The sequence below is a fragment of the Streptomyces sp. NPDC051020 genome (genome assembly GCF_040683105.1).
In the GTDB taxonomy this organism is placed as follows: Bacteria; Actinomycetota; Actinomycetes; order Streptomycetales; family Streptomycetaceae; genus Streptomyces.
In genome coordinates this window covers 84,396-105,078 of record NZ_JBFBCG010000015.1, presented here as the reverse complement: position 1 = coordinate 105,078, position 20,683 = coordinate 84,396, and the positions used below count along the sequence as shown (strand labels likewise).

Sequence of the window (20,683 nt, the reverse complement as noted above, 5' to 3'; positions counted from 1 at the left end):
AGTGGTGTCAGGGGGAGATCGGGGGAAGGAAAGGCGGGTCGGTCAGGCGCCGATGAGCTTGGCGAACTTCTCCTCGTACGCCGTCTCTTCCTTGGAGGTCAGCGAGCGGAAGGCGTGCGACCGGGCCGCCATCTCCTTGTCGGGAAGGATCAGGACGTTGTCGGCCATCGCCTGGTCGATCTTCGCCAGTTCGTCGCGGACTCCGTCGACCGGACAGACGAAGTTGATGTACGCGGCGAGCTTGGCGGCGACCGACGGCTCGTAGTAGTAGTCGATGAGCTTCTCGGCGTTGGTCTTGTGCCGGGCCTTCACCGGGACGAGCAGGTTGTCGCTGGAAATGATGTAACCGGCGGCCGGGATGGCGTACTTGATGTCCGGGTTTCCGGCCTGAAGCTGGATGATGTCGCCCGCCCAGGCGACGCAGGCGGCGATGTCGCCCTTGTCGAGGTCTGCCGTGTAGTCGTTGCCGGTGAAGCGCCGGATCTGGTTCTTGTCGACGCCCTTCTGGAGCCGGCCGATCGCGGCGTCGTAGTCGGCGTCGGTGAAGGTGCCCGGGTCCTTGCCCATGTCGAGCAGGGTCATGCCGATGGAGTCGCGCATCTCCGAGAGGAAGCTGACCCGTCCCTTGAGCTTCGGGTCGTCGAGCAGCTGGCTGACGGAATCGACTTTACGGCCTCCGGTCGCCTTGGAGTTGTAGGCGATGACGGTGGGAATGCCCGCCCACGGGTACGAGTAGGCGCGGCCGGGGTCCCAGTCCGGGGAGCGGAACTGGGCCGAGAGGTTGGCGTAGGCGTGCGGCAGGTGCGACGCGTCGAGTTTCTGCGCCCAGCCGAGGCGGACGACGCGCGCGGCCAGCCAGTCGGTGACGCAGATGATGTCGCGGCCGGTGTCCTGGCCGGCCGCGAGCTGCGGCTTGATCTTGCCGAAGAACTCGACGTTGTCGTTGATGTCCTCGGTGTACTTGACCTGGATCCCGGTGCGCTCCGTGAACGCCTCCAGGGTGGGCCGGTGCTTGCCGTCGTCGGTGACGTCCATGTACTCGGTCCAGTTGGAGAAGTTGACCTGCTTCTCCTTGGCCGAGTGGTCGTCGGATGCCGCTGCTGCGTCCCCCTCCCGCTTCGCGGGCGGGATACCGCACGCGCTCAGCGTGCCCAGGCCGCCGAGCGCGAGCGCGCCCATGCCGGAGGCGCGCAGCAACGAACGGCGGGTGAGGGCACCCCTGCCACTGGTAAGACTGCGCCGCATCGCGGCCAGTTGGGCCGCGGAGAGGTGCTCCGGCTCGTACTGCTCCATGCGCGTTGCCCTTTCGGGTGAGTGTGGCCGTTGTCCGGCCTGGCTATCGGTCCCCGAAGATCGTGCGGTGCCAGTCCTTCCGGACGACCGCGGTGTTGTCGTACATCACGTGCTTGACCTGTGTGTACTCCTCGAACGAGTACACCGACATGTCCTTGCCGAAGCCACTGGCCTTGTATCCGCCGTGCGGCATCTCGCTGATGATCGGGATGTGGTCGTTGACCCAGACGCAGCCCGCCTTGATCTCGCGGGTGGCGCGGCCCGCCCGGTACAGGTCGCGGCTCCAGGCGGAGGCGGCGAGTCCGTACGGGGTGTCGTTGGCGAGGGCGATGCCCTCGTCGTCGGTGTCGAAGGGCAGCACGACCAGGACCGGGCCGAAGATCTCCGACTGCACGATCTCGCTGTCCTGGGCGGCGCCCGCGACGAGGGTCGGCCGGTAGTAGGCACCGTCCGCGAGGTCGCCGCCGGGGGCCTCACCGCCGGTGACGACGGTGGCGTACGCACGGGCGCGCTCGACGAAACCGGCGACCCGGTCCCGCTGGGCGTGGCTGATCAGCGGGCCGAGGTCGGTCGACGGGTCGAAGGGGTCGCCGAGCCGGACGGTCTCCATCAGCGAGGCGACGCCCTGAACGAAGGCGTCGTAGAGCGGCCGCTGGACGTAGGCGCGGGTGGCGGCGGTGCAGTCCTGGCCCGTGTTGATGAGCGCTCCGGCGACCGCGCCGTTGACAGCGGCCTCCAGGTCGGCGTCGTCGAAGACCACGAAGGGGGCCTTGCCGCCGAGTTCGAGGTGGAGGCGCTTGACGGTGGCGGTGGCGATCTCCGCGACCCGCTTGCCGACGGCGGTGGAGCCGGTGAAGGAGGTCATCACGACGTCCGGGTGGCCGACGAGATGTTCGCCCGCGTCCTTGCCCGCGCCGGTGACAATGTTGATCACACCGTCCGGGATGCCTGCCTCAGTGGCCGCCTGGGCGAACATCAGCGAGGTCAGCGGGGTGATCTCGGCGGGCTTCAGCACGATCGTGTTGCCCGCCGCGACCGCCGGGAGGACCTTCCAGGCGGCCATCTGGAGCGGGTAGTTCCAGGGGGCGATCGAGCCGACGACGCCGATGGCCTCGCGGCGTACGTACGAGGTGTGGTCGCCGTCGTACTCCCCGGCGGCCTTGCCCTCCAGGTGGCGGGCGGCGCCGGCGAAGAAGGAGGTGTTGTCGACGGTGCCGGGCACGTCGAACTCGGTGGAGAGCTTGATGGGCTTGCCGCACTGGAGCGACTCGGCGTACGCGAAGTCGTCGGCCTGCTCCGCGAGGACGGCGGCGAACCGGTGCATCGCCTCGGACCGCTCGCCCGGCGTGGCACCCGACCAGCCGGGGAACGCCTCGCGGGCGGCCGCGACGGCCGCGTCGACATCGGCGGTGCCCGCCAGTTCGTAGGTGTAGACGATCTCGCCCGTAGCCGGGTTCACGACGTCGTGGCTGCGTCCCGATGTGCCGGAGCGCAACTTTCCGCCGATGTACTGCGCGCCGGCCGCGAAGCGGTCCCGCACGTGGAAGCCGTTGCCCATGACGCTCTCCTCCGCCGCTGTCTCCGTGAACCGGGGCGGCGTACCTTCTGCTCGATTTGAGTGCCGATCCTGGCAGAGGAGGCTGACCTCAACAAGTGATTCCGTTGTTGCCTTTTGGTTACGCGACGGAATCTGTCGACCATGTGTCGCGTCGCCGCGGAAATCCACGTACGGAGTGTCAGTGGCGGATGCCAGACTCGCATGTCATGGAACACCTGAGCGAGCTCCTGGCGCGAACCCGTCGCGGTGAGAAAGTGACGTACCTGCCGTTCTGGGGGCACCGTCCTCGGCCGGACGGGCGGATCGGCGCGAGCTGCCTCAGCCAGTGGTGGCCTTCGCCGTTCACGGTCGACGGGGTGACATACGCGTCGGCCGAGCACTGGATGATGGCCGGCAAGGCGCGGCTCTTCGGCGACGCGGAGGCGGAGCGCCGTGCGCTGTCCGCGAGCAGCCCAGCGGCGGCGAAGAAGGCGGGCCGGCTGGTCCGCGCCTTCGACGACACGGTGTGGGAGCGGGAGCGGTTCGCCCTGGTGGTGGCGGGCAGTGTCCACAAGTTCGGCCAGGACGCCGGGCTGCGCGCGTTCCTGCTGAACACCGGGGACCGGGTGCTGGTCGAGGCGAGCCCCCTGGACAGGATCTGGGGCATCGGACTGGCGGCGGACGACCCGCGAGCGGAGGATCCGGAGCGCTGGCGGGGGCTGAATCTGCTGGGGTTCGCCCTCATGGAAGCGCGAACACGGCTGCGCGCCGTGCCCGACGCGACATGAAAAGGCCCGTGGGGCGGTCGGGGTATTCCCCACCGCCCCGCGGGCCTTGTTCTGTGCGGCGGCATTCCTGCCTCTACCGCGTGCCGTCCACGACCAGGGACATTCCGTACGTGTCGTCGTAGGGGTCGTGGTGGTTGAAGTCGTGGCTCACGCCCCAGATCAGGAAGCCCAGGAACGCTCCGCTGATCACGATGCCGAGCGAGCCCAGGATGATGCCGGCCAGCGCGACGCCGCCGTTGTTCGCCTCACCCCGGCTGACCCGGCCGCGGCCTATGAGACCGAAGATCAGCGCGAGGACGCCGAGGACGACCCCGAGCCCCCACATGCAGAAGCCGGCCACAGCGATGATGCCGAGCACCATCGACGCGATACCGAGCCCGTTTGCGGGTGCCGGTCCGCCCCAGGCCGCCTGGCCGTAGCCGGGGTATCCCGGATAACCGCCGTACTGCGGGGCGGGTGCGGCCGGGTATCCGTACTGTCCTGCCGGAGGGAACTGCTGCCCGGGACCGCTCGGCGCGATCGGCGGCGGCGGGACGTCCCCGGGCGCCTGTCCCGCTCCGGGCAGGGGGCCGGCTCCCGGTGCGGCAAAGGGGCCGGCTCCCGGTGCGGCAAAGGGGCCGGTCCCCGGTGCGGCGCCGAACCCCGCCGTGGGCGCCGGTCCCGTTCCTGTGGCCGGCATCGAGGTGACCGTCTGCTGGTCGTGCACACCGGGCGGGCGCGGGTCACCGGTCTGCTTCTCCAGCGGCACCCTGTTGTCCGGCGGAGCCCACGGATCGCGTGGCGCAGCCCCGTCCGCGGGCTGCTCTGTGTTCTCTGACATGGGCCTCCCCCATCGTGGTCCCGTCATGCTACGGCCCGACCCGGCAACCGCCGCTCCGGCCTACGATGTTCCCCGTCCCACACCGGGCCGTCCCGTGCCCGGACCGCTCCACGTCACGCCCCCGGAGGATCCGATGACCGATCTGCACGCCTTCATCGCGGGGCTGCCCAAGGCCGAACTGCATGTCCACCATGTCGGATCCGCCTCGCCCCGCATCGTCGCCGAACTGGCCGCCCATCACCCGGACTCCAAGGTCCCCACCGACCCCGAGGCGCTGGCCGACTACTTCTCCTTCACCGATTTCGGCCACTTCATCGACGTCTATCTCTCCGTCGTGGACCTGGTCCGCACCCCGGAGGATGTCCGGCTGCTGACCTTCGAGGTCGCCCGGGACATGGCCCGGCAGAACATCCGGTACGCGGAACTGACTGTCACCCCGTTCAGCTCGACCCGGCGCGGCATTCCGGAGCAGGGTTTCATGGAGGCGATAGAGGACGCCCGCAAGGCCGCCGAGGCCGAGCTCGGGGTCGTTCTGCGCTGGTGCTTCGACATTCCCGGCGAGGCCGGACTGGAAGCCGCCGCGGAGACCACCCGGCTCGCGGTGGACCTCCGGCCGGAGGGCCTCGTCTCGTTCGGGCTCGGCGGTCCCGAGGTCGGCGTGCCCCGCCCGCAGTTCAAGCCCTACTTCGACCGGGCGATCGCCGAGGGGCTGCATTCCGTCCCGCATGCCGGGGAGACCACGGGCCCGCAGACGATCTGGGACGCCCTCACCGAACTGCGCGCCGAGCGCATCGGCCACGGCACCAGCGCCACCCGGGACCGCAGGCTCCTCGACCACCTCGCCGAACACCGGATCGCGCTGGAGGTCTGCCCGACCTCGAACATCGCAACCCGTGCCGTGACCGATCTCGACCTGCACCCGGTCAAGGAGATGGTGGACGCCGGAGTCCTGGTCACCATCAACAGCGACGACCCGCCGATGTTCGGCACCGACCTCAACAACGAGTACGCGGTGGCGGCCCGACTCCTCGGTCTGGACGAGCAGGGTCTTGCCGGGCTCGCGAAGAACGCGGTGGAGGCCTCGTACCTCGACCCGGCCGGCAAGCGGACGCTGGCCGCCGAGATCGACACGTACACGTCGGACTGGCTGCGGCGAACCGGCCGGTGACCGCCGGTGGTGACAATGGCCCCATGGCCGCCTCTGTCACCGCCGTAGCTCACCGCGGCGATCCCTACCGTGTCCGCGAGAACACCCTCCCCTCGATCCGCTCCGCCGTCGAACGGGGGGCGGACGCGGTCGAGATCGATGTCCGGGTCACCCGAGACGGGGTGCCGGTCCTGCTGCACGACGCCACGCTGGAGCGGCTGTGGGGCCACGCACGCAGACTGGACCGGCTCACCCATCAGGAGCTCACCGAGCTGACCGCGGGCGGTGTGCCCACCCTGCGCGAGGCGCTGCTCGCCGCCGGGGCGCACCGCCTCATGCTCGATCTGCCCGGCTCCACCGACGAGTCGGTACGGAAGACCATCGGTCTGGTCCGCGAGTGCGGGGCCGCGGAGCGTACGTACTACTGCGCGGGCCCCGAGGCCATGCTGCGGGTGCGCGCCGCGGATCCGTCCGCGGAGATCGCCCTCACCTGGACGACACTCGCCCCGCCTCGCCCCGCCCTGCTGGACGTGGTGAGGCCGCGTTGGCTGAACTACCGGTTCGGTCTGGTGAGCCGGGAACTGACGGACCGTATCCACCGGGACGGGCTGCTGGTCTCCGCCTGGACAGCCGACACCAAGCGCACGATGCGCCGTCTGATCGGACACGGCGTCGACTCGATCACCACCAACCGGGTCGACGCCCTGCACAGTCTGCTCGCCAACTTCCGGCCCTCCGAGCTTTCTTGATCGATCCGGCATGATGGGCGATGCCTCATCGTTGGTGAGCGAAACCGGTGCCCGATAGGAGCAGGTGTGACCGAACCGCACAGCAGCCCCCGTCCCACCCGACTCCGTTCCGACATCGCGCACAACGCGCGGGTCTGGAACCACTGGCTGGGCGGGAACGCCACCCCGCCGATCACCGCCCGCAGCCGTGCCGAGTTCGCCACGTTCCTGGAGGGCCTGGAGCATGTCGAGCCGGGCATCGTCTCGTGTGCGCGGTGGCGGACCGACCCGGGAACCACGGCGCCGGTGGTCGCTCAGTTCGGCGCCGTCGCCCGGAAGCCCTGACAGCACCGACAGCATGCGCGTAAGAAACCTGGCCCCGAGGGTGCTCGGGGCCGGCCCCCGGACCGTGGACCTCACCGTCGCACTGCTGGTGCAGGCCGCGGTGACCATGCCGTTCGTCGTCCCGCGTGCCCCGGAGCTGCCGGAGGCGACATGGACGGCGTACGGGCTGACCAGCTTGACCGTGCTGCCGCTGGTCGTCCGCCGGCGGGCACCGGTCGCGGCCCTGATCGCCGTCCTCCTGGCCGGTGGCCTGTACAAGTTCGCCGTCGACGGTCCGGGCCAGCCGCTCCCGTACACCGGCCTCGTGGCGTTCTACACGGTGGCCGAACTCTCCTCGCCGCTGAAACGGCTCGGAATCACGGCGCTCACGGCTGTGGCGGTGGTGTTCTCGGTCGGCCTGGACAGCAGTGAGATCAGGGAGCAGCTCTTCTCCCTCTTCGTGTTCGCCGCGGCCTACGCGTTCGGCCGGTTCACCGTGACACGCAAGGCCTATCTGAATGCGGTGGAGGACCGGGCCCGGCAGCTGGAGCTGACGCACCGGATCGAGGCCGAGCAGGCGGCGGCGCGCGAACGGGCCCGGATCGCACGGGAGATGCACGACATCCTGTCGCACGCGGTGAGCCTGATGATCGTGCAGGCGGAGGCCGGACCGGTCGCGGTCCGTACGGCGCCGGAACGTGCCGAGGCGGCGTTCGACGCGATCTCGGAGACGGGCCGGGACGCCATGGTGCAGCTGCGCCGGATGCTCGGCGTGCTGCGCGAGAACGAGAGCGCACCGGACGCACCCCGGGAACCTCAGCCCTCACTGGCCGAACTGCCGGCACTGATCGCGCGAGTACGCGGCAGCGGCCTGGACATCCCGTACGAGGTCACGGGCCCGCCCCGGCCGCTCGGCTTGGCGGTCGAGGCCACGGTGCACCGGATCGTGCAGGAGGCCCTGACGAACGTCGTCAAACACGCCGCCGCCAACGCGGTTTCCGTACACCTGGCATACGGAACGGAAGCGTTGACCCTCACCATTACCGATGACGGCCGCGGTTCCGGCACCGGCGCCAGCACCGGCATGGGTCTGATCGGTATCCGGGAGCGCGCGGCGGCACACGACGGCACCGCCGTCACCGGCCCGGGTCCGGGCGGCCGGGGGTTCCGGGTCCGGGTGACGATTCCGCAGGCAGATACGGTTACAGGGGTGGGAAGTTGACGATCCGCGTGGTGGTGGCCGATGACCAGGAGCTCGTGCGCAGCGGCTTCGCGATGATCCTGGCCGCACAGCCGGACATCGAGGTGGTGGCCGAGGCGGGCGACGGCGCCGCGGCAGTCGACGCGGTGCGCCGGCTGGCGCCCGACGTGGCGCTGCTCGACATTCGGATGCCCGGCACGGACGGCATCGAGGCGTGCCGCGCCATCAGCGCGGAGACCGGCTGCCGGACGGTCATGCTCACCACATTCGACTCGGACGATTACGTCTATGAGGCGCTGCACGCGGGGGCGAGCGGGTTTCTGCTCAAGGATGTGCGCCGCGACGATCTGGTGCACGCGGTACGGGTGGTGGCGGCCGGGGACTCGCTGCTGGCGCCTTCCGTGGCCCGCCGGCTGATCGCCGACTACACTTCGCGGCCGGCGGCCTCGGCCGTGTCGTCGTCGGCGGCGCGCCTCGACGTGCTGACCGCCCGCGAGCGCGAGACGCTGCTGCACCTGGCCCGCGGTCTGTCGAACGCGGAGATAGCGGCCGCGCTGGTCGTCAGCGAACACACGGTGAAGACCCATGTGGGCCATGTGCTGTCCAAGCTGGGACTGCGCGATCGGATCCAGGCGGTCATCTGCGCGTACGAGTGCGGTGTCGTCACTCCCTCGCCGGAGGGACAGCCGTCACCCGCCTCCCCCGCACAGGTGAGAAAAGCGCCCGTCGAGGACCGCTCGGCCGGGTGATCCGCCGGGGCCTGCGGATCAACAGGATGGAGTCCACCAGCAGTTACGGATTCCACGCCCAGGAGGCACCGGACATGAACGCCCGCACTTCCCGTACCGTCGTCGCAGCCGCCCTGCTCCTCGGCATCGCCGCCGGCCCGGCCGGACCGGCGCTCGCGGCAGACCGCACCCCTGCGACCGCCGCCGCGACCACCGGGCAGGCCGCCCCGGACGCCGAGGCCCTGCGGGCCGCGATCGCCGGGCTCCCGAGGACCGACGCCACGGCCGCGCTCGTCCGGGTCGCAGGCACCGCGGGAACCTGGCGGGGCAGCTCCGGTGTGCACGACCTGGAGTCGGGGCTCTTGGCGGACCCGGGGGGCCGCTTCCGGGCCGGTTCGGTCACCAAGGTCTTCACGGCGGCCGTCGTGCTACAGCTGGCCGGGGAGGGGAAGCTCGACCTGAACCTGCCGGTCCGGCGCTATCTGCCGGAGCTGATACCCGCGGCGTACAAGAAGGTCACCGTGCGCCAGCTGCTGAACCACACCAGCGGCATCCCGTCCGTCGGCTCCGGCGGCGACACGCTCGACGAGTGGTACGCGCACCGCTTCGATCTGCACGACGCGGCGGACATGGTGCGCGAAGCCACCTCCCAGCGGCCGGACTTCGCGCCCGGTACGCAGCAGCACTACGACAACATCGGCTACACCGTGGCGGGCCTGCTGATCGAGAAGGTCACGGGCGGCACGTACGAGTCGGAGGTGTCCCGCCGCATCCTGGATCCCCTGGGACTGAAGGACACCGGTTTCCCCGGCACCGACCCGACGATCCGCGGCCCGCACAACCACGGCTACCAGGTCTTCACCGGGGCCGACGGAACCAGCGAACTGCGCGATGTGACGGTGTGGGGCGCGACGGACGCCTGGGCGGCGGGTGATCTGATCTCCACCACCGCCGATCTGGAGCACTTCATCCGGGCCCTGTTCCGCGGGCAGGTGGTGCGCGGGCCGCTGCTGGAGGAAATGTTCACCCTGCCCGGGGCATCGGTACGGGAGTACGACACGGGCGACCCGGCCGCTTACAGCGCGGGTCTGTCGGTGATGAGGCTGGGCGGGCGTGAGGTGTGGGGCAAGACGGGTGGCCGCTGGGGCTACAACACAGCCGTCGCGGCCACCCGCGATCTCTCGCGGACCCTCGTCTACAGCGTCAATGCGACGGACGCGAAGGGGGAGGGCATGAATGCCACGGCGATGAACATCGTGGTGGCCGCCTTCGGTGCCCCGTCGGCCCAGTGACTCAGACCGTTGCCGCGGAAGCCGGCCCGGCCACCGGGTCCGGCGTCCGCTCCAGCGCTTCCAACCGCTTGATCATCCGGCGGACGACGAGCAGGGGAAGCACTCCGAAGACGCCGAACGACATGTCGATGACCGACCACCAGAACGGAATGTGCCGGATCGGTCCGCAGATCAGCGCGAGCGGGATGATCCCGGCGCAGGCAATCATGCCGAACTCGACGACCCAGATGTTGCGGACCGGGTCGCGGTACGGACCGTAGAAAGCGACCGCGATGACGAGATGCGCGAAAGCCAGCCAGTCGGTGCCGTACAGCACGAACGGGTACGTCGCGTCGGCCTCGTCGAGACCGGTCCGGACCCGGGTGATCCACTCCATGAGGGCCGGGAAGTGTTCGGGCACGGGAGAGGCCGAGGACCTCAGCAGATCCTCGGCCCAGTGGAGTTCATGGACGAGCGGGAAAGCGGTCAGCCCACTCAGTACCAGACAGACGATAAAGACGACCAACCACACGCGTATGCGCCTCAGCAGGGCTCTTCGCTCGCTCATGTCCGCAGCGTACGCCCGTGTTTACGCGCCTTTTACGTCACCCCGGGGCCGGCTTCACAACCCGACGATGGAGTTCCACTTCTTCGCCATCTCGGTGCGCTCCTCGGACGTGATGTCGCGGGCGATCGCCAGCCGTCTACGCATCGCGTCGTCGGGGAAGATCAGCGGATTCTCGGCGAGCGCCGCGGTGTCCTCGTCCTTCGAGGAGGCCAGCACCTCGCGGGCGGCCGGGACGGGGCAGACGTAGTTGACCCAGGTCGCGAGCTCCGCGGCGACCTCCGGCTCGTAGTAGTAGTCGATCAGCTTCTCCGCATTGCGCTTGTGCCGGGCCAGGTTGGGGATCACGAGCGACTCCGCCCAGAGCTCGGCTCCCTCCTCCGGCACCACGAACTCGATCTCCGGGTTGTCCGCCTTCAGCTGGATGACATCTCCCGAATACGCCTGGCAGGCGAGCACATCACCGGTCGAGAGGTCCTTGATGTAGTCGTTCCCGGTGAATCGGCGGATGTGCTTCGTCTTCACCAGCTTCTCCACCTGGTCGCACATCGTGTAGAAGTCGTCCAGCGTCCACCGGGCGATGTCGACGCCGTTGCCCTGCATCAGCAGGGCGATGGACTCGTCGAGCCCGGACAGCAGCGTCACCTTGCCCCGCAGGTCGTCCGCCCACAGATCACTCATGTGCCGGACCTCGCGGCCGAGCTTCTTGCGGTTGTACGCGATGCCGGTGATCCCGGACTGCCAGGGAACGCTGTGCGTCCGCCCCTGGTCGAAGGCGGGGGAACGCAGCTGCGGGTCCAGGTATTTGGCGACATTGGGCTGCTTGGCCCGGTCCATCTCCTGCACCCAGCCGAGCCGTACGAACCGGGCGACCAGCCAGTCGCTGATGACGAACACGTCCCGCCCGGTCTGCTGATGGTTCATCAGCGCGGGACTGATCTTCCCGAAGAACTCGTCGTTGTCGTTGATCTCCTCGGTGTACGTGACGGAGATCCCGGTGCGCTCGGTGAAGGCGTCGAGGGTGGGCCGCTTCGACTGGTCCTTGTCGTCGGTGTCGATGTACAGCGGCCAGTTGGCGAAATGCAGCGTGTGGTCGCCGCCGGAGTAGTCGTGTCCGGTGCGGTCGCCCGGCTGCACGTAGGCAGCGGGCACTCCGCAGCCGGCCAGCGTGACACCGGCCGCTCCCGCCCCGAAGGCGCGCAGCAGGGACCGGCGGGACATGGGGTTGTTCGGGATCGCTCGCACCTGCGCAGGATGCCCGGCCGGGCACGCGGCGGACAATGGACCAATCGTCCAGCAGAGCGGGCCTCTCCCGCACACCCTGTCGATGCCCCGTCAGGCGGCGGACACGGGAACGGCCCCTCGAAGTGCCACATTCGAGGGGCCGTCACCACCGCTGGGTGTCAGTCGTCGAGCGAGGTCATGACGTGCTTGATGCGCGTGTAGTCCTCGAAGCCGTACGCGGAGAGGTCCTTGCCGTAGCCGGACTTCTTGAATCCGCCGTGCGGCATCTCGGCGACGAGCGGGATGTGGGTGTTGATCCACACACAGCCGAAGTCGAGGTTCTTGGACATGCGCATCGCGCGGGCGTGGTCCTTGGTCCACACCGAGGAGGCGAGGGCGTACTCGACGCCGTTCGCGTACTCCACGGCCTGGTCCTCGTCGGTGAACGACTGGACCGTGATGACCGGTCCGAAGACCTCGTTCTGGATGATCTCGTCGTCCTGCCGCAGACCGGAGACGACGGTCGGGGCGTAGAAGTAGCCCTTCTCGCCGACCCGGTGGCCGCCCGCCTCGACCTTGGCGTGCGCGGGCAGCCGGTCGATGAAGCCGCTGACCTGCTTCAGCTGGTTGGCGTTGTTGAGCGGGCCGTAGAGCACGTCCTCGTCGTCCGGCTGCCCGGTCTTCGTGTCCGCGGCGGCCTTGGCGAGCGCGGTGACGAACTCGTCGTGGATCGACTCGTGGACGAGGACGCGGGTCGCGGCCGTACAGTCCTGACCCGCGTTGAAGAAGCCTGCGACGGAAATGCCCTCGACGGCCTTGGCGATGTCGGAGTCCTCGAAGACGACGACGGGCGCCTTGCCGCCGAGCTCCAGGTGAACACGCTTGACGTCCTTGGCGGCGGACTCGGCGACCTGCATGCCGGCCCGTACCGAACCGGTGATGGAGGCCATCGCCGGGGTCCGGTGCTCGACCATCGCGCGGCCGGTCTCGCGGTCGCCGCAGAGGACGTTGAAGACGCCCTTGGGCAGGATGTCGCCGATGATCTCGGCGATCAGCACGGTCGACGCCGGGGTGGTGTCGGACGGCTTGATGACGACCGTGTTGCCCGCGGCGAGCGCCGGGGCGAACTTCCATACCGCCATCATCATCGGGTAGTTCCACGGCGCGACCTGGGCGCAGACGCCGACCGGCTCGCGGCGGATGATGGAGGTCATCCCCTCCATGTACTCGCCGGCCGAGCGGCCTTCGAGCATCCGCGCCGCGCCCGCGAAGAAGCGGATCTGGTCCACCATCGGCGGGATCTCTTCGGTACGGGTGAGCTCGATCGGCTTGCCGGTGTTCTCGGATTCGGCGGCGATCAGCTCCTCCGCCCGCGCCTCGAACGCGTCCGCGATCTTCAGCAGGGCCTTCTGGCGCTCGGCGGGCGTGGTGTCGCGCCAGGCGGGGAAGGCCGCGGCGGCGGCCTCCATGGCGGCATCGACATCGGCCTGACCGGAGAGCGGAGAGGTCGCGTAGACCTCTTCCGTCGCCGGGTTGACCACATCGATGGTCCGCCCGTCCGCGGCGTCCCGGAACTCCCCGTTGATGTAGTTGCGCAGACGGCGCACCTCGGTGGTCACAACCACCCCTCCTGTCGACACGTCCAATGGGTGGACGTCCAGCCTAGTCGCAGAGGTAACGCTTTCGACATACCCACCCGCCGAGAACTTCGGATTCAGTGAGATCTTGACCCTCAAACAACGAATTTCATCGATCGAGGGTTGCAAGACAGACGAGTCCCGGTGCACAGTAGATGCGTGGCCAGTCGCAGCGCAGACTCCAGGACCGGGAACGGATCGTCACCAGCGGTCGATGCCGTCTCCCTCGCAATCATCGAGCAGCTCCAGGAGGACGGGCGTCGTCCGTACGCCGCGATCGGCAAGGCCGTCGGCCTCTCCGAGGCGGCTGTGCGGCAGCGCGTCCAGAAGCTGCTCGATCAGGGCGTGATGCAGATCGTCGCCGTCACGGACCCGCTCACCGTGGGGTTCCGGCGGCAGGCGATGGTCGGCATCAATGTCGAAGGCGACCTCGATCCCGTCGCGGAAGCGCTGTCGGCCATGGCCGAGTGCGAGTACGTGGTGATGACCGCGGGCTCCTTCGACCTGATGGTGGAGATCGTCTGCGAGGACGACGACCACCTGCTGGAAACGATCAACAAACGCATCCGGGCCATCCCCGGTGTGCGCTCCACCGAGAGTTTCGTCTACCTGAAGCTCAAGAAGCAGACCTATATGTGGGGAACCCGATAGCCGTGAGCAAGGACCTCAGCCGAACCGCGTACGACCACCTGTGGATGCACTTCACCCGCATGTCGGACTACGAGAACGCGCCCGTTCCCACCATCGTGCGTGGCGAGGGCACCTACATCTATGACGACCAGGGCAAGCGCTACCTCGACGGCCTGTCCGGCCTGTTCGTGGTCAACGCCGGTCACGGCCGTCACGAGCTCGCCGAAGCTGCCTACAAGCAGGGCCAGGAACTGGCCTTCTTCCCGGTGTGGTCCTACGCCCACCCGAAGGCCGTCGAACTGGCCGAGCGGCTCGCCGACTACGCGCCGGGCGACCTCAACAAGGTCTTCTTCACCACCGGTGGCGGCGAGGCCGTCGAGACCGCCTGGAAGCTTGCCAAGCAGTACTTCAAGCTCAAGGGCAAGCCGACCAAGTACAAGGTCATCTCGCGTGCGGTCGCCTACCACGGCACCCCGCAGGGCGCCCTGTCCATCACCGGCCTGCCGGCCCTGAAGGCCCCCTTCGAGCCGCTGGTCCCCGGCACGCACAAGGTGCCGAACACCAACATCTACCGCGCCCCGATCCACGGCGACGACCCGGAGGCCTTCGGCCGCTGGGCCGCCGACCAGATCGAGCAGGAGATCCTCTTCGAGGGACCGGAGACGGTCGCCGCGGTCTTCCTGGAGCCGGTACAGAACGCCGGTGGCTGCTTCCCGCCGCCGCCCGGGTACTTCCAGCGGGTCCGCGAGATCTGTGACAAGTACGACGTGCTGCTCGTCTCCGACGAGGTCATCTGCGCCTTCGGCCGCCTCGGCACGATGTTCGCCTGCGACAAGTTCGGCTACGTGCCGGACATGATCACCTGCGCCAAGGGCATGACGTCGGGCTACTCCCCGATCGGCGCCTGCATCGTCTCGGACCGCATCGCCGAGCCGTTCTACGAGGGCGGCAACACCTTCCTGCACGGCTACACCTTCGGCGGCCACCCGGTCTCCGCGGCGGTCGGCCTCGCCAACCTCGACATCTTCGAGCGCGAGGGTCTCAACCAGCACGTCCTGGACAACGAGAACGCGTTCCTCACGACGCTGCAGAAGCTGCACGACCTGCCGATCGTCGGCGACGTCCGCGGCAACGGCTTCTTCTACGGCATCGAGCTGGTGAAGGACAAGGCCACCAAGGAGACGTTCACCGACGAGGAGACCGAGCGCGTTCTCTACGGCTTCCTCTCCAAGGCGCTGTACGACAACGGTCTGTACTGCCGGGCCGACGACCGTGGCGACCCGGTCGTCCAGCTCGCGCCGCCGCTGATCTCCGACCAGTCGACGTTCGACGAGATCGAGGGCATCCTCCGGAGCGTCCTGACGGAGGCCTGGACGAAGCTCTGAGAGGGACGGTGACCCGGGCCGCGGGTCGATCGGCTGATCGACCACGGAACGATTGACCGATTGACCCCGGCCTGTTCACCAGCCGACCGCATTCCAGCGGTCATTTCATACGGTCCACACGGCCCGGATGCGCCCATTCGAGTGGGAAGAGGCGCACCCGGGCCGCGTGCTGTGCGCACACCACGGTCCGAATCCTTACGGTGCCGAGTGACCGATCGGCCTCCTCTTCGTTCCCCCGTACGGGGGACGGGAAATCTGATCTGAACCGAGGTGCACGCCATGGTGGCCCCGCCGGACAACGACGTGATCTGGGCACGTTCCCTGCACCACTCCCACAACGGCTCACCCGCGCTCGCCGGGATCTCCCTGGAGGTCCACGACGGCGAGGTCCTCGCCGTGACCGGCCCGCGAGGCAGCGGCAAGACGACTCTGCTGCACTGCCTCTCCGGCCAACTGGTGCCTCAGCAGGGCGAGGTGTGGTTCAACAGCGTCCCGGTCCACACCATGGGTCCGCGGCTGCGCGAGCGGCTGCGCCGTGACCGGTTCGGCTGGATCGCACCCGATCCCCAACTCGTACCGGAGCTGAACACCTGGGAGAACGCAGCGCTCCCCCTGCTGCTGCGCGGCACCCCGCACCGGGCCGCGAAGAAGGCCGCCATGGAGTGGCTGGAGCGGCTCGACATCGGCATGTGCGCCAAGCAGCGGCCACACATGCTGCTCCAGGGGCAGCGCCAGCGGATCGCCGTCGCCCGCGCGCTGGCCGGCTCGCCCACGGTGATCTTCGCCGACGAGCCGACCGCGACGCTGCACCGCACGGACCGCACCCATGTGCTGCGGACACTGACGAGCGCGGCCCGCTCGCACGACATCACGGTCGTGCTCGCCACCCATGACGTGGAGGTCGCCTCGCTGGCAGACCGCACGGTCCCGTTGCTGGACGGCCGCCGCGTCGCCACCGTCGCCCTGCCCGCGGTGTCCGACACGGAAGGCCGCGCGGCGTGCTCGCTCTCCGTCTAGCCCGCGGTACCCATCCGCTGGTCCTGGTGCGGCGGCTGCTGGTCGCGGCCGCCTCAGCCGGGGTCGGCTTCCTGCTGCTGTGCACCCTGACCTACGCGTCGACGCATCCGGCCTACTCGACCGCCTCGGTGCTGCGGCTGCTGTGGTGCTTCGTGCCGCTGGCCGCCACCGTGCAGTTCGCGGTCGCGGTGGCCCGTACGGACCCGAGCACCCGCCCGCGTCCGGGGCTGTCCGCCGTCGGTCTGGGGCCGGTCCGGCTCGGTGTGCTGGCCGCGGTCTCCACCGCCATGTCCTGCACCCTCGGGTCGATGGTGGCGCTGCTCTTCTTCGTGCATCTGCGCGGCGATCTGACCGGGCTGCCGTTCGACGGCGCGGCAGCCGAACTGCTGGGCGCAGGAGCCCCGTTGCCGGTGGCCGCGACCCTTGTTCTGCTGACGCTGGTGCCGGTGGCCGCCGCGGCGGCGAGCGCGTTGGCGCTGCGCGCCCGGCCGCTACAGGCGGCGGTGCCGGAGGACGGCACGCAGGACATCGTGCCGGACGAGCAGATCCCGGCTCCTGCTGCTCCGCCGACCGGACTGCCGTGGGGCGTGGCACTGGCGGCAGCCGGTCTCGCGGTCGAGGCGTACGCGAGCCGTGATGGCGCGGGCAGCCCGTTCCCCCTGCCGGGAATTCCCGACGGCACCTCGGTGTGGGTGCTGGCGGGGTGGTCGCTGACGGCAATCGGTCTGGCCACGGCGGGTCCCGGACTGACGCACCTCTGCGGACAGCTGCTGCAGGCAGTGCGTCCCGGAGCCGTGCGCCTGATGGCCGGAAGGGTGCTGATGGACGAGGCGCGCCGGATCGGCCGGCCGCTGGGTGTGGTCTGCGCGGTGCTCTCCGCGGTGATCGCGGCGTTCGCGCTGTACGGAACAGGTTCGCGTCCCTTCGGCCCGCTCGCCGCGCTCGGCGCCGTACTCGTACTGGGCTGCACGACGGCGACGCTGCTGACCTCCGCCCTGGAGGCGAAGCAGGCCCGCGCCCACCTGGCTCGGACACTGCTGCGGCTCGGCGCGCCGGCCTCGGCGCTGCGGGCAGCGACGGCCCTGCGGGTCGGCATTCTGCTGGTCGTATTCGCCCCGATCACCTGGGCAATCGCCGAATTGGCCGCGCTGCCGCTGACCGGCTGAGGCTGTCGGCAGACGCGGCGACCGGCACGACGGGCAGTCCGATGAGCACGGTGACGGCACCGCTGACTGCCACGATCCCGGTAAAGGCGGGCCCGATGGTACGGGCGTTCGCACCGTGTCCCGCTCCGCCCCAGGCGCCATGTCCGTCACGGTGCCACCTCCCACATCGGGGGGCACATGACCGTACGGCTGGAGCGGTACGCCCCGGTCGGTACGTAGCATGACAGCGTGGAGAACCCGGACGACAGCATTCCCGCAGCCGGCATCGAGATCGAGTCGCTCGCCGAATTCGACGCGGTGATCGCCGGCGGGTCACTGGCCGGACATCGCGTCCAGTCCGTCGATCTGACGGACCGCAGCGCCGCGCTGTTCGCCGCGGACACGTCCGGCGCGGTCTTCCTCGGCTGCCGGATGGAGCCGGACGCGGCGGCGAAGGTGCGGGCCGACGGGGCGTTCGTCTTCCCGCCCGTGCCGGGGCTCCCCTTCGATCCGTACCGCGGCCGGCTCTACTCCCCCGACGCGCTCTACGAAGGGCTGGCGGAGGGAGGTTACGAGGCGACGCCCGACGCCCGCGCGTACCGCTGGTTCCAGCGGACCCGCGCGAACGGCGACGCCTTCGCCTCGATGCTGCGCGCGCTCCATGACGACGCGGTCTCCGACGCGTTGGACGAAATCCTCACCAGGGCGCGGGTGGTCGGGGTGATGGGCGGCCACGCGACCGCGCGCGGCAGCGCGGCGTACGCGGCCGCGGCCCGGCTGGGCCGGACCCTGGCGCGCGGCGGGCTGACGGTGGCCACCGGCGGCGGTCCGGGCGCGATGGAGGCGGCGAACCTCGGTGCCTACGCGGCGCCGCATCCCGATCCGATGCTGGACAAGGCATGCGAACTCCTTGCCGCCGCCCCGTCGTTCACCCCGTCGGTCACCGACTGGGCGCTGGCCGCCTTCGCCGTGCGGGAATGCTGGCCCGACGGCGGCAGCTCGGTCTCGATCCCCACCTGGTTCTACGGTCATGAGCCGCCGAACCCGTTCGCGGACCACATCGCCAAGTACTTCACCAACGCGCTGCGCGAGGACGAGCTGCTCGCCCGCTCCACGGCGGGCGTCGTCTTCCTGCCGGGCGCCGCCGGAACCGTGCAGGAGGTCTTCGACAACGCGACGCCGAACTATTACGGCTCACGCGGCACACCGACCCCGATGGTGCTGGTCGGCCGCGCCCACTGGACGGAGGAAGTGCCCGCCTGGCCACTGCTGCGGACGCTGGCCGCGGGCCGGCCGATGGAGTCCCGTATCGCCCTGGTCGACACGGTGGACGAGGCCCCCGAGGCACTCGCCCGGCTGTCCCGCTGACCGTCCGGCCGGGCGGTTCAGATCGTTGCGAGCCGGTTGGCCAGCGCGTCGAAGAACGCCTCCCAGCCGTCCTCCGCCGCAGCGTACTGCTCGGCCGTGAGGTTGCCGCCGCGCTGCTGGAAGACCATCTCGGTGGTCTTGTCGCCGCGATCGGTGAACGTGACGGTGACGATCTCGCCCTCGATGTCGTCGGGCGCGGTCGCGTCCTTCAGCGTGAAAACGAGCCGCTCGGGTGCGACCACCTCCCGGTAGACACCGTGGAACGGCATCTCGGTGCCCGGCACCACGATGACCAGGCTCCACGTGCCGCCCGGCCGGACGTCCATCGACACCCGGTCGAGCGGCACCTCGGCGTCCCCGCCGTACCAGGCGGCGAAGTGCTCGGGGGTCGTCCAGGCGTCGAAGACGCGTTCCCGCGGGGCGTCGAAAATACGGGTGATGTCGATGCCCTCGCGTACCGAATCAGTCATGGTCCCTGTCCTTTCCGGAATCGTTCCAGATCTTCTGAGGCTGCTCGAGGTGTTCCCCGAGGCGGTCGAAACGGCTCTCCCAGAACGCCCTGTCATGGTCCAGCCACTGCGTGACGTCCGCCAGCGGCGCCGCCTCCAGCCTGCACGGCCGCCACTGCGTCGACCAGCCGCGCGTGATCAGCCCGGCGCGCTCCAGCACCTTCAGATGCCGGGAAACCGCGGGCAGGCTCATGTCGAACGGCTCGGCACGTTCGGTGACCGTGGCCTCGCCCGCGGCGAGCCGCGCGAGGATCGTGCGACGCGTCGGGTCGGTCCAGGACGGTGCTGAGCCGGTCCGCTTCAGCCATGCCGGGGCGCGCTGTGCCTACGGGACAGCCCTCAGGACGCCGCGGGCAGTACCACTGTCTCCGACGCGTCGAAGGTCACGCCCACCGACGCGCCCTCCTGAGGGGTGTCCCACAGCGGGCACTCCGCCTCCAGGAGCGGTCCGCTCTCCGGGTGAAGGGTCACGGCGACGTGGTTGCCCCGGAAGGTGCGCGCGCCGACTGTGCAGCGCAGCCCGGACTCCGGGGATCCGAGCCGTACGCCGGCCGGACGCACCAGCAGAGCGCACGGGCCCTGCGGTGAGCCGTCCGGCACCGGCACCTTCCCCCACGCCGTAGCGGCCGCGGCGCCGGTCACCGTCGCGTCCACCACGTTGTCGAAGCCGAGGAACCGGGCGACGAACGCCGAGGCGGGGCGCTGCCAGACCTCCAACGGGGTGCCCGCCTGGGCGATCCGCCCGTCGCGCATCACGATGACCCGGTCGGCGAGGGCGAAGGCCTCGCCCTGGTCGTGGGTGACGGCGAGCACCGTCGTCCCCAACCGGGCGAACAGGGTGCGCAGTTCGACGACGAGGCGTTCGCGCAGACTGCGGTCCAACTGGCCGAGCGGCTCGTCCAGCATCAGCAGCTTCGGCCGCGGGGCGAGCGCCCGCGCGAGGGCGACGCGCTGCTGTTCTCCGCCGGACAGTGCGGCGACGGCCCGCCGTTCGGCGCCGGGCAGGCCCACCAGTTCGAGAAGTTCGGCGACCCTGCGGTCCTGGTCGCCGCGTGTGACGCCGTGCATGCGCAGCCCGAAGGCGACGTTGGCGCCGACGTCCCGGTGCGGAAAGAGCTGATGATCCTGGAACATCAGGCCGAGACCGCGCCGGTGGACCGGCACGCCGGCCTGGTCGACGCCGTCGAGGAGCACCCGGCCGCCGTCCGGCGGGTGCAGTCCGGCAACCACGCGCAGCAGGGTCGACTTACCGCTGCCGCTGGGCCCCAGGACACAGACGATCTCGTGGTTCGCGACCTTCAGATCCACCGCTTCGAGCGCCGCCCGCTTCCCGAAGAGGACTGTGGCGGATTCCAGTGTCAGCACG

General features: G+C 69.7%; 20 protein-coding genes and 1 pseudogene. 12 read left to right on the top strand and 9 right to left on the bottom strand.

The window, feature by feature from the left end; translation table 11 throughout:
* Positions 1-42: 42 nt before the first annotated feature.
* Positions 43-1,293 (bottom strand): spermidine/putrescine ABC transporter substrate-binding protein, encoded by a 1,251-nt coding sequence (locus AB0N06_RS11385; protein WP_366134435.1) that lies wholly within the window; start codon positions 1,291-1,293, stop codon positions 43-45.
* 43 nt (positions 1,294-1,336) lie between these two features.
* Positions 1,337-2,851, bottom strand: a complete 1,515-nt coding sequence (locus AB0N06_RS11380; protein ID WP_366134434.1) for a gamma-aminobutyraldehyde dehydrogenase — start codon at positions 2,849-2,851, stop codon at positions 1,337-1,339.
* A gap of 206 nt (positions 2,852-3,057) precedes the next feature.
* Between AB0N06_RS11380 and AB0N06_RS11375 the strand changes: the two genes are divergently transcribed.
* Entirely contained in the window at positions 3,058-3,618 is a 561-nt protein-coding gene (locus AB0N06_RS11375) for an NADAR family protein (RefSeq protein WP_366134433.1), read from the top strand.
* Between the two features lie 73 nt (positions 3,619-3,691).
* On the opposite strand, the gene AB0N06_RS11370 is transcribed toward AB0N06_RS11375, so the two are convergent.
* Positions 3,692-4,438, bottom strand: a complete 747-nt coding sequence (locus tag AB0N06_RS11370) for a DUF4190 domain-containing protein (protein WP_366134432.1) — start codon at positions 4,436-4,438, stop codon at positions 3,692-3,694.
* Between the two features lie 133 nt (positions 4,439-4,571).
* Between AB0N06_RS11370 and AB0N06_RS11365 the strand changes: the two genes are divergently transcribed.
* From AB0N06_RS11365 to AB0N06_RS11340, 6 genes and pseudogenes are all read left to right on the top strand, one after another.
* Positions 4,572-5,606 carry an adenosine deaminase gene (locus AB0N06_RS11365; RefSeq protein WP_366134431.1) on the top strand — a complete coding sequence of 345 codons (1,035 nt, stop codon included), beginning with the start codon at positions 4,572-4,574 and terminating at the stop codon, positions 5,604-5,606.
* Positions 5,607-5,629: 23 nt separating this feature from the next.
* Positions 5,630-6,334, top strand: coding sequence for a glycerophosphodiester phosphodiesterase (locus tag AB0N06_RS11360; protein WP_366134430.1), 705 nt, complete (start codon positions 5,630-5,632; stop codon positions 6,332-6,334).
* 156 nt (positions 6,335-6,490) lie between these two features.
* Positions 6,491-6,658, top strand: a pseudogene (locus tag AB0N06_RS11355) (SAM-dependent methyltransferase); the annotation flags it as partial.
* A 13-nt stretch (positions 6,659-6,671) separates the two neighbouring features.
* On the top strand, positions 6,672-7,859 hold the full coding sequence (locus AB0N06_RS11350; RefSeq protein ID WP_366134429.1) for a histidine kinase: 1,188 nt from the start codon (positions 6,672-6,674) through the stop codon (positions 7,857-7,859).
* Positions 7,856-8,587 (top strand): response regulator transcription factor, encoded by a 732-nt coding sequence (locus AB0N06_RS11345; RefSeq protein ID WP_366134428.1) that lies wholly within the window; start codon positions 7,856-7,858, stop codon positions 8,585-8,587. The genes AB0N06_RS11350 and AB0N06_RS11345 overlap by 4 nt, the downstream gene beginning before the upstream one ends.
* Positions 8,588-8,661: 74 nt before the next feature.
* A complete protein-coding gene (locus AB0N06_RS11340) occupies positions 8,662-9,858 on the top strand; it encodes a serine hydrolase domain-containing protein (RefSeq protein WP_366134452.1) in 1,197 nt (398 codons plus the stop codon).
* 1 nt (position 9,859) lies between these two features.
* Here AB0N06_RS11340 and AB0N06_RS11335 read toward each other — a convergent pair whose 3' ends face one another.
* From AB0N06_RS11335 to AB0N06_RS11325, 3 genes are all read right to left on the bottom strand, one after another.
* The gene (locus AB0N06_RS11335; protein ID WP_366134427.1) at positions 9,860-10,405 is read right to left on the bottom strand and encodes a hypothetical protein; all 546 of its coding nucleotides are present in this window, start codon (positions 10,403-10,405) and stop codon (positions 9,860-9,862) included.
* Between the two features lie 54 nt (positions 10,406-10,459).
* Positions 10,460-11,623 carry an extracellular solute-binding protein gene (locus AB0N06_RS11330; protein WP_366134451.1) on the bottom strand — a complete coding sequence of 388 codons (1,164 nt, stop codon included), beginning with the start codon at positions 11,621-11,623 and terminating at the stop codon, positions 10,460-10,462.
* A 182-nt stretch (positions 11,624-11,805) separates the two neighbouring features.
* The gene (locus tag AB0N06_RS11325) at positions 11,806-13,245 is read right to left on the bottom strand and encodes a gamma-aminobutyraldehyde dehydrogenase (protein WP_366134426.1); all 1,440 of its coding nucleotides are present in this window, start codon (positions 13,243-13,245) and stop codon (positions 11,806-11,808) included.
* A 162-nt stretch (positions 13,246-13,407) separates the two neighbouring features.
* Here AB0N06_RS11325 and AB0N06_RS11320 point away from each other — a divergent pair, with 162 nt between their 5' ends.
* From AB0N06_RS11320 to AB0N06_RS11300, 5 genes are all read left to right on the top strand, one after another.
* Positions 13,408-13,914, top strand: a complete 507-nt coding sequence (locus AB0N06_RS11320; RefSeq protein ID WP_366134425.1) for an Lrp/AsnC family transcriptional regulator — start codon at positions 13,408-13,410, stop codon at positions 13,912-13,914.
* Entirely contained in the window at positions 13,899-15,278 is a 1,380-nt protein-coding gene (locus AB0N06_RS11315; protein ID WP_345514476.1) for an aspartate aminotransferase family protein, read from the top strand. The genes AB0N06_RS11320 and AB0N06_RS11315 overlap by 16 nt, the downstream gene beginning before the upstream one ends.
* A 279-nt stretch (positions 15,279-15,557) precedes the next feature.
* Positions 15,558-16,295, top strand: coding sequence for an ATP-binding cassette domain-containing protein (locus AB0N06_RS11310; RefSeq protein ID WP_366134424.1), 738 nt, complete (start codon positions 15,558-15,560; stop codon positions 16,293-16,295).
* Complete coding sequence (locus AB0N06_RS11305; protein ID WP_366134423.1) at positions 16,277-17,461, top strand: hypothetical protein; 1,185 nt, start codon at positions 16,277-16,279, stop codon at positions 17,459-17,461. The genes AB0N06_RS11310 and AB0N06_RS11305 overlap by 19 nt, the downstream gene beginning before the upstream one ends.
* A gap of 228 nt (positions 17,462-17,689) precedes the next feature.
* Positions 17,690-18,808 (top strand): Rossmann fold nucleotide-binding protein, encoded by a 1,119-nt coding sequence (locus AB0N06_RS11300; protein ID WP_366134422.1) that lies wholly within the window; start codon positions 17,690-17,692, stop codon positions 18,806-18,808.
* Between the two features lie 17 nt (positions 18,809-18,825).
* On the opposite strand, the gene AB0N06_RS11295 is transcribed toward AB0N06_RS11300, so the two are convergent.
* From AB0N06_RS11295 to AB0N06_RS11285, 3 genes are read right to left on the bottom strand one after another with little or no spacing between them, the layout of a single operon-like run.
* Positions 18,826-19,278, bottom strand: a complete 453-nt coding sequence (locus AB0N06_RS11295) for an SRPBCC domain-containing protein (RefSeq protein ID WP_366134421.1) — start codon at positions 19,276-19,278, stop codon at positions 18,826-18,828.
* Positions 19,271-19,621, bottom strand: coding sequence for a metalloregulator ArsR/SmtB family transcription factor (locus tag AB0N06_RS11290; protein ID WP_366134450.1), 351 nt, complete (start codon positions 19,619-19,621; stop codon positions 19,271-19,273). Before AB0N06_RS11290 ends, AB0N06_RS11295 begins: the two co-directional genes overlap by 8 nt.
* A 35-nt stretch (positions 19,622-19,656) precedes the next feature.
* Positions 19,657-20,682, bottom strand: a complete 1,026-nt coding sequence (locus AB0N06_RS11285) for an ABC transporter ATP-binding protein (protein ID WP_366134420.1) — start codon at positions 20,680-20,682, stop codon at positions 19,657-19,659.
* Position 20,683: the final 1 nt, after the last annotated feature.

What these genes read in the sequence shown, in the direction of transcription:
- AB0N06_RS11310 (WP_366134424.1), top strand. Translation starts at nt 15,558, where the DNA reads ATGGTGGCCCCGCCGGACAACGACGTGATCTGGGCACGTTCCCTGCAC.
- AB0N06_RS11380 (WP_366134434.1), bottom strand. Translation starts at nt 2,851, where the DNA reads ATGGGCAACGGCTTCCACGTGCGGGACCGCTTCGCGGCCGGCGCGCAG.
- AB0N06_RS11350 (WP_366134429.1), top strand. Translation starts at nt 6,672, where the DNA reads ATGCGCGTAAGAAACCTGGCCCCGAGGGTGCTCGGGGCCGGCCCCCGG.
- AB0N06_RS11385 (WP_366134435.1), bottom strand. Translation starts at nt 1,293, where the DNA reads ATGGAGCAGTACGAGCCGGAGCACCTCTCCGCGGCCCAACTGGCCGCG.
- AB0N06_RS11370 (WP_366134432.1), bottom strand. Translation starts at nt 4,438, where the DNA reads ATGTCAGAGAACACAGAGCAGCCCGCGGACGGGGCTGCGCCACGCGAT.
- AB0N06_RS11375 (WP_366134433.1), top strand. Translation starts at nt 3,058, where the DNA reads ATGGAACACCTGAGCGAGCTCCTGGCGCGAACCCGTCGCGGTGAGAAA.
- AB0N06_RS11365 (WP_366134431.1), top strand. Translation starts at nt 4,572, where the DNA reads ATGACCGATCTGCACGCCTTCATCGCGGGGCTGCCCAAGGCCGAACTG.
- AB0N06_RS11335 (WP_366134427.1), bottom strand. Translation starts at nt 10,405, where the DNA reads ATGAGCGAGCGAAGAGCCCTGCTGAGGCGCATACGCGTGTGGTTGGTC.
- AB0N06_RS11330 (WP_366134451.1), bottom strand. Translation starts at nt 11,623, where the DNA reads ATGTCCCGCCGGTCCCTGCTGCGCGCCTTCGGGGCGGGAGCGGCCGGT.
- AB0N06_RS11360 (WP_366134430.1), top strand. Translation starts at nt 5,630, where the DNA reads ATGGCCGCCTCTGTCACCGCCGTAGCTCACCGCGGCGATCCCTACCGT.
- AB0N06_RS11295 (WP_366134421.1), bottom strand. Translation starts at nt 19,278, where the DNA reads ATGACTGATTCGGTACGCGAGGGCATCGACATCACCCGTATTTTCGAC.
- AB0N06_RS11340 (WP_366134452.1), top strand. Translation starts at nt 8,662, where the DNA reads ATGAACGCCCGCACTTCCCGTACCGTCGTCGCAGCCGCCCTGCTCCTC.